This window comes from uncultured Kiloniella sp. (assembly GCF_937128705.1).
Classification (GTDB): Bacteria; Pseudomonadota; Alphaproteobacteria; order Kiloniellales; family Kiloniellaceae; genus Kiloniella.
Genome location: NZ_CAKZMP010000366.1, coordinates 1 through 8,381, shown reverse-complemented (window position 1 = coordinate 8,381; position 8,381 = coordinate 1). Strand labels below are relative to the sequence as shown.

The following is an 8,381-nucleotide window of genomic DNA, read 5'->3' as shown; positions in this document are numbered from 1 at the left end:
TCGATTGTCTCTTGATGCGACGGCTCGCTCTGTCCCACAACCGCATATTGAGCTTCAACCCGATCAACAAGTTCGATCGGCATAACTGCCGTCAACCTTGCCATCGCCTTCCGGGCGGCTTCAGCCAATGGCGCTTCAGCCTTGTCAGCAACCCAGAGTGACCCAAGAACCAGCGCATCCACTTCTTCTGCCGTAAACATCACCGGGGGCAAAAGGAATCCCGGACGCAGCACGTACCCAACACCGGGTTCACCCTCTATACCAGCCCCCAATGCCCGCAGTGATGCAATATCGCGATAGAGCGTCCGGATTGATATGCCCAATGCCTGAGCAAGATCATTCCCAGAAACGGGGCGGCGATGGCGCCTAAATTCCTCTATCAAACTCAAAAGTCGTTCTGCGCGTGAAATGTTGACCTCCTCAGAAGCGGTCTAAGATATCTTGTTAGCTCCCCCTCAAGAGGGTGTATTTGCGGAGTATTTGTACCGTCCCTCAAGAGGACGTATTGCGCTCAAGCGCCGCGCATGCTGGACCTCGCATAAGCTCGGGCGCCCGGTCGGGCTTGCCAGATCTTGGATAAGATCTGGGTTTGTTTTGTACCGCCCCTTGAGAGGACGTATTTTCGTTCAAACGCCACTAAGGCTTACCTCGCATAAGCTCGGGCGTTCGGTCGAACTTGCCAAATTACACCAGCAATTTGGATGATAGATAACTTCCAGAATTTAGCTCCAACCAGATCCTAAGGGTCTGGTAAGTGCGACTGCACGCCCGGAACGAAGTGAGGACAAGCATGCGCGGCACCTGAGCGCAATACGTCCTCTTGAGGGACGGTGGTACTTCTAATTCACGTTCAAACGCCACTAAGGCTTATCCTCGCATAAGCTCGGGCGCCCAGTCGAGCTTGCCAAATTGCACTGGCAATTTGGTTAATCAATTATCCCCAATTCTTTTCCGGCTTCGCCGAAGGCTTTTATCGCACGGTCGATCTGTTCTTTCGTGTGGGCGGCCGACATTTGAGTGCGGATACGCGCCTGACCTTTTGGCACCACAGGGAAAGAGAAGCCGATGACATAAATGCCACGTTGTAACAGCGCATCTGCCAACTTGGTTGCAAGGGCCGCATCGCCGATCATCACCGGAATAATGGGGTGCTCACCGGGGAGGAGGTCAAAGCCCAGTTCGGCCATGCCTTTGCGGAAGTGGTTGCTGTTTTCAACCAACTTCGCGCGCATGTCCTGACCGTTTTCCACCAGATCAAGCACAGCAAGAGTCGTCGCAGTGATCACAGGGGCCAGAGAATTGGAGAAAAGATACGGGCGTGACCGCTGGCGGAGCCAGTCCACGATCTCTTTTTTAGCAGACGTATAGCCACCGGATGCACCACCGAGCGCCTTACCCAACGTGCCTGTGATAATATCAACTCGATCACGGAGGCCCCAGTAATCCGGCGTTCCGGCACCGTTTGGCCCCATAAAGCCGACAGAATGACTGTCATCCACCATCACCAGCGCATCATACTTGTCCGCAAGATCACAGATGGCCGGTAGGTTGGCGATATAACCATCCATAGAGAAAACACCATCTGTCACGATCAGGCGAAAGCGTTGGCCCTGTGCCTCTTTCAGGCAGCGTTCCAGTTCTTCCATGTCACTGTTGGCGTAGCGGTAGCGCTTGGCTTTGCAGAGGCGAACCCCGTCGATGATACTGGCGTGATTCAAGGCATCACTGATCACTGCATCTTCGGCCCCGAGGATAGTTTCGAACAGGCCAGCGTTGGCATCAAAGCAAGAGGAATAGAGAATAGTGTCTTCCTGTCCCAAAAAGCTGGAAAGACGAGATTCCAATTCTTTGTGAATATCCTGCGTGCCACAAATAAAACGTACCGAAGAAAGCCCGAAGCCATAAGCATCCAGCGCCTTTTGCGCCGCCGTGACCAAACCGGAATCATTGGACAGGCCAAGATAGTTATTGGCACAGAAGTTCAGAACTTCACCCGAGGACTGAACCTTGATCGCCGAAGACTGAGATGATTCAATCACCCGCTCTGCCTTGTAAAGGCCAGTTTCCTTCAAGGTGCTGATTTCACCCATAAGATGCTTGATAATGGACTTGCTCATAACCAACGTTATCCTGCTTCAATGGAAGTTCAATATAGTAGATATATTATCTAGTATAAGGGATTCGTCAAGCCACTTACTGTCCAGAATTTTACCGTACCTGAGAATAACAATCCGATCAGCGCAACAAGACCCCTGTTTTTTCTTTTGCCGTTAAAGGCAATACTATCATTGTAACAATGACATACAAAGCAGGCAGAGGAATAACCCCTCGGCTCTACCCCGCCATATCCACACGGGCGAGACACTAAATTCATGAAAGAAACAAGAAACCCAATGCTATAGTAAACACAATAAAGAATAGGTCACCTAGGAACACCTCAGCACAATCATTAGATTTTTATCTTTTGAGCCAAGGAAAGAAGGCCCTCGATATAATCCGGCCTCTTTCCCTTTCGTATACCTAGATGAATGCTCTTTCTGATGCCTCTACCTATCCTGAGGCCCCGCACCTGATCAACGCTCCTGACAAGCCAGTCCGGTGTCGCGCTAACCGCACGGCCGGACGCCACCAGACGCAGCATAAGATCCGTTGTTTCAACCGTTCTGTGTCGGCGTGGCCAAACCCCGCTTGGCACAAGAAAGCGCGTATAGATATCAAGCCTTTCCCGTGGAACCGGATAGGTAACGAGAGTCTCTCCCGAAAGATCTTCGGGCACCAAACCTTCCTTTTCAGCCAAAGGATGGTCCGTGGCAACAGCAAGCAACAACTCATAATCAAACACGGGATGATATTCGAGGCCCGGCCGGTCGATCGGATCGGGTGTTACCAATATGTCAATCTCGTGGTTGAGCAAAGCCTGGAGGCCACCGAATTGGAAGGCGGTTGTCACGTCGAGATCGACCTCAGGCCATTGGGCAAGGAACGGATCGACAACACGCATCAACCAGTCTTGGCAAGGATGGCATTCCATACCGATCCGGATCGCACCGCGGCGCCCACGCGCATAATCTTCCAACACGATCGCGCCCCGCTCAAGCTGTGGAAGCACCCGGTTAGCCAAGCCCAGCAGATAGTTCCCTGCCGGCGTCAGGTGCAGGCGGCGCCCCTCCCTTTCCAAAAGTTTGACCCCATGGCGTTCTTCAAAACGGCGAATGGCATGGCTGACCGCCGATTGCGTCAGGCAAAGCTTATCAGCAGCCAAGGTCAGGCTGCCTGCCCGATTAATTTCACGCAGAATTGCAAGAGGCTGGATGTCTATCAATTAAATATGACTCCTATTCAACTTCGAAAGAAGTATCTCAATTTTTAGTCATGTACAATTCATTCGAAAAGCCTACATGAAATGCGTTAGAGAACAGCAATATTATAAGATTGAAGCCCACCTAAGCCGATTGCGTGGCTAGGCTTCCAAACTGCCCTGCATGATATAGAAGTGGCTCAGCCGTTGGGTCTCGGTCCAGATGTCGGACCCGGCCGAGGAGAAGGACATGATCCCCTGCCTCTACCTGCTGCACAACATCGGCTACAATAACGGCTGCGGTATCTCGCAATATGGGCAAGCCATGTTGTTCCAAGAACAGATCGGTCAATGTTTCGTCCGGTTTCCCAGCAAAATGCATCGCATGCGGGCACATGTCCTGCGACAGGATATTCACCGCATATCGCCCTGATTTCCTAACCTCTCCAAGCATCTTGGTCCGACGATCCAGAGAAATGGAAATCAACGGCGGATCGAGCGACACTGACATGAATGAACTCGCCGTCATACCGTGATCACCATCGGGTGTGCGGGTGGTGATGACCGTTACACCCGTAGCGAAACTGCCACAACAATCACGCAGGTCACATGGATCAATGCTATCCATTGCTACCGTATCAGACATCGTGACGTTTCCCTTCAATGAATAATGTAGAGGCAAGTCAGCGAGTTAACCGATAAACCCGCTGATAAGTATTAGGCCGCAAGTTCCCGTCGGACAATTTCCGCCCCTGCACCCAAAGCAGTGAGCTTACCCCGAGTAACGGAACGCGATAACGGCGCCATACCGCAGTTTGTGCAGGGATAGAGCTTGTCCGGATTCACATATTCAAGCGCTTTGCGTAGGGTATCGGCAACCTCTTCTGGAGTTTCTATGGTGTTATTTGCTACATCAATGGCCCCGACCATCACCTTCTTACCGCGGATAAGTTCGATCAGTTCCATAGGGACATGGGAATTGTGGCATTCCAATGAGACCAGATCGATACTAGATGTCTGGAGTTTTGGGAAAATTTCCTCATACTGCCGCCATTCCGACCCCAGTGTTGTTTTCCAATCAGTGTTGGCCTTGATGCCATAGCCGTAGCAGATATGGACTGCCGTCTCACATTTCAGCCCTTCAATTGCCCTTTCCAAGGTGGCAATCCCCCAATCATTCACTTCATCGAAGAACACGTTGAAAGCAGGTTCATCAAATTGAATGATGTCGACACCAGCCGCCTCTAGTTCCTTGGCTTCCTGATTGAGAATCGTGGCAAATTCCCAGGCGAGTTTCTCTCGGCTTTTATAGTAGCCATCATAGAGCGTATCGATCATCGTCATGGGACCAGGCAGAGCCCATTTGATAGGAGATTTAGTCTGTCGGCGCAAAAATTTGGCATCCTCAACGAAAACCGGTTTTTCGCGCGAAACTGCACCAAAAACGGTCGGTACACTCGCATCATAGCGATCCCGAATTCTAACGGTCTCGCGTTTCTCAAAATCAACACCGCTGAGATTTTCGATGAAGGTCGTGACAAAATGCTGCCGCGTTTGCTCTCCGTCACTGACAATATCAATACCTGCCAGTTGCTGTTCCGCCAGCGATACCCGTAAAGCATCCTGTTTACCCTCAACCAGCTCTGCACCTTCCAATTTCCAAGGCGACCAAAGTGTTTCAGGCTCTGCTAGCCAGCGGGGTTTGGGCAAGCTTCCAGCAGTAGATGTAGGGAGCAGAGTTTTCATGATAGGCGATCCTGTGTGAATATGGATTAATTAGAAAGAATTCTGAGCGGACCATTCCTCAAGAACAGCCTGGTAGGGTTTGATGAAATGCTCTTCAGCAAATTTGCCCTGCTCAACAGCTAACTGGCTGCGTTCTTCGCGGTCATAGGTAACACGTGTAAGCGAGTGATCCTGGTGTTGTAGGCTTGGTTGAAAGTGCTCGCCCGCGGCAGAGTTGGCGTTGTAGATCTCAGGCCGGTAGATCTTTTGGAAGGTCTCCATCGTGCTGATGGTGCTGATAAGTTCGATATTACTGTAGTCACTGAGAAGATCGCCGGAGAAGAAAAATGCCAAGGGTGCAACACTGTTTTCCGGTTTAAAATAGCGGACCTGTAGTCCCATTTTTCTGAAATATTGTTCGGTCAGGGATGTGTCATTTGGCAGGTATTCCGCACCTAGAACAGGATGGTGGTTTGCCGTCCGATGATAGGTCTTGTTGTACGAAACGCTAAGGCAAATCACGGGTGGTTTGCTGAAATGCTCTTTATATTCGTGTGAATGCACGAAGCTTTTGAAGATTTGACCGTGCAAATCGCCAAATTTATCCGGGATACTGAACCCGGATTGGCTCTTGTTATGCTCCAAAAGCAGCACGCTAAAATCATAATCACGCACATAAGAGGAAAAATTATTTCCCACAATGCCTTCAATACGTTTGCCAGTCGTTTGATCCAGAATCGTCGTTTTCAGGACCTCGATCACCGGAAAGGCATTTCCGGCACCTTCAACATCCATTTCAACAGATATGATATCAAGCTCTACAGAGTAACGATCGCCTGTCGGGTTATCCCAATAGGCCAACGCATTGCAACGACGGTCAATCATCCGCAACGCATTGCGCAGATTTTCCTGGCGGCTTTCACCACGAGCTAGATTAGCAAAATTAGTCGTGATGCGTGTTTTTTCAGAGGGTTGATAATCCTCATTAAAACTAATGCGTTTTACTCTAAAGGCGAAGTTTTCTGTCATTGTGATCGACCTTCATGTCGTCCGGGGTTATGAGCAATGCATTCTGTATGCTCGAACTCAGACATGAATAAAAATGATCATTTTTCATAAAAGCATGACACATTGTCATAAGTTTAGCTGTTGGTCCGATACTTGTCTTGCCGCCCGAATCAACGCAAAACAAAGCAACAGCTTACCCATACCGCTTAGAAGCACGCTTCTATCAATATAAATACTGGTAAACAGGATCTTGCTCTGTTAATCGACGCATAGAAGAGTGCCATTTATTCAGGCAACGGCATTTTTGACGGCAAGGTTTCAAGACCAGAAGTCAGCCATGATCCAAGCTTTTGATTCACCTAACGCAAAAGCCCCGTGTCTAGATTCCTCGTATCCAAATTTCTCCGCAACACCTGAATCATAAATCTGAATCAAGAATTCAATTTCGAACATCAAACGAATACTCGTGGCGCTGCCACAAATCATCTGTATCAGATTAGAGAATCTGATAATTTTGGCGGTATCTAGTCGGGCTGATTCCCATTTGATCGCGGAAATGGTGGCGCAGGGTATCGGCAAGGCCAAAGCCACAGTGCGAAGCGATTTCTTCCACAGACATCGCGGTTTCTTCCAGACAGGTACAGGCCAGCGCGAGACGCTCCTGAATCATCCACTTGGCCGGAGGCAACCCCGTCGCTTCCTTGAATCGCCGGATAAAGGTGCGCAAGCTCATGTGTGCCCGCTTGGCAAGTTCTTCCACCCGCAACGGCGTGTGCAAATGCTTTCTGATCCATGCCAGTAAATCATCCATCGCCAATTCGCGACGTACTTGCGGACGGTCGATAAACTGCGCCTGTCCGCCATCGCGCTGTGCCGGAAGCACTAGACGCTTGGCGACCTTGTTGGCCACTGCCGGGCCAAAGTCACTGCGGATGATATTGAGACAAAGATCGAGACCCGCCGCTGACCCCGCCGAGGTCATGATTCGTCCCTCATCAATAAAGAGGACGTTAGGGTCAACATGTAAATCGGGATAGGTCTCTGCCAACAGATCCGCATAGCGCCAATGAGTCGTGACCTTTTGATTACGCAGGATTCCCGCCGCCGCTAACACAAAGACGCCAGAACAGATCGACACGATTCTGGCACCACGATAATAGGCCGCCCAGATGGCTTCCAACAAAGCCTCTGGTGGGCGTTCGTGCACAGAACGCCAACCCGGCACCACGATGGTGTCCGCCTTTTCAAGCACTTCCAGCCCCTTTTCAGCCGTGACCTGAAGCCCACCAAGAGCACGACAAGGACCACTATCCGCCGAACAAGTTGTGAAGTCATACCATTCGTCAAACTCAGGACGGTCCAGACCAAAGGCCTCAACAACCATGCCGTACTCAAAGGTACAGAGGCCGTCATAGACCACCGCCGCAACGAGGTGGTTTGGCTTTTTTACAGACGCTTCCTGCGACACTTCCAGGTTCTTTTTTGAGATCGTTTTCTGGACTGACTTCCGGCGAGACTTTTGTGACTTTTGTGGCATGGCAGATTTTTCACCATTTGAATTAGTTCCTATAACTACTAAATAATGTAGCCCTTCACCAAAGTTACTTTTAACTAAAGATTGAGCTGTTCCAAGAGAAGAATTACCTTCTCTCCACTCATAAGAAGAGAAACCAGCCGTTGCTGTTAGCGTAACTGTTGCACCTTCATACACACTTTGATCAGCTCCTGCATCAATTGTAGTACTTGTATTTGTACTTGTATGTTGAATACATCTAATAGGATAGGCATTAACAAAATTCGTACTAGTATTTTCACTTGCACTTGATGCATCATAATTAATACTACTTGCATTTCCACTACCATTACTTGATGACCATAAATATCCAAAGCCATCACTTGTAGCTGTACCCGCATTATTTCTATATCCAGAAGTTGGTAGTTTTAAAAAGTTTTGAAATGCTGTTGCACTATTTATTACTTCTATTGTTCCATTGCTATTTGTATCTGTATCGGCAATTGAGTCATCTAATGTTTCTGCTTTTATCTCTGCACTTGTTGGCATTCTATATCCACTTGGACATACGATATTATTTGTTGCTGAATTTCCATTTGTTTGCGACCATAAAATATTTCTTATATTTCCATTATCATCAATATCATTCGAATCTTGTGTACTATTAGTTAACCAATCCATAGGAGAAGAACTATTAGTAATAAAATTAGAACCTGAACTTATTATATTAGTAGTTCTTGTAGCACTATTTGTACTTGAAGATAATTGATGTCCATCTCTTAATCTTCCCCATTGATAAAGATTACCATAACAAGAGGTATCACTTGAAGAAGTACA

7 protein-coding genes and 1 pseudogene are annotated in these 8,381 nt (G+C 48.7%); all 8 read right to left on the bottom strand.

Annotation, left to right across the window (positions count from 1 at the left end; translation table 11 throughout):
* Positions 1-389 (bottom strand): HTH domain-containing protein (locus Q0241_RS18510; RefSeq protein WP_299380509.1); only part of this gene is annotated, 389 nt, incomplete at its 3' end.
* Positions 390-926: 537 nt separating this feature from the next.
* On the bottom strand, positions 927-2,117 hold the full coding sequence (locus tag Q0241_RS18505) for a glycine C-acetyltransferase (RefSeq protein ID WP_299380507.1): 1,191 nt from the start codon (positions 2,115-2,117) through the stop codon (positions 927-929).
* 332 nt (positions 2,118-2,449) lie between these two features.
* On the bottom strand, positions 2,450-3,121 hold the full coding sequence (locus Q0241_RS18500) for a LysR substrate-binding domain-containing protein (protein WP_299380511.1): 672 nt from the start codon (positions 3,119-3,121) through the stop codon (positions 2,450-2,452).
* 75 nt (positions 3,122-3,196) lie between these two features.
* Positions 3,197-3,262: pseudogene (locus Q0241_RS18495) on the bottom strand (LysR family transcriptional regulator); the annotation flags it as partial.
* Positions 3,263-3,443: 181 nt separating this feature from the next.
* Positions 3,444-3,944, bottom strand: a complete 501-nt coding sequence (locus Q0241_RS18490; RefSeq protein ID WP_299380505.1) for a flavin reductase family protein — start codon at positions 3,942-3,944, stop codon at positions 3,444-3,446.
* A gap of 71 nt (positions 3,945-4,015) precedes the next feature.
* The gene (locus tag Q0241_RS18485) at positions 4,016-5,044 is read right to left on the bottom strand and encodes a methionine synthase (RefSeq protein ID WP_299380503.1); all 1,029 of its coding nucleotides are present in this window, start codon (positions 5,042-5,044) and stop codon (positions 4,016-4,018) included.
* A gap of 30 nt (positions 5,045-5,074) precedes the next feature.
* Positions 5,075-6,052: a DUF1852 domain-containing protein gene (locus tag Q0241_RS18480; RefSeq protein ID WP_299380501.1), complete on the bottom strand. Its 978-nt coding sequence runs from the start codon at positions 6,050-6,052 to the stop codon at positions 5,075-5,077.
* A 475-nt stretch (positions 6,053-6,527) separates the two neighbouring features.
* On the bottom strand, positions 6,528-8,093 hold the full coding sequence (ftrA, locus tag Q0241_RS18475) for a transcriptional regulator FtrA (RefSeq protein WP_366941202.1): 1,566 nt from the start codon (positions 8,091-8,093) through the stop codon (positions 6,528-6,530).
* Between the last annotated feature and the right edge of the window lie 288 nt (positions 8,094-8,381).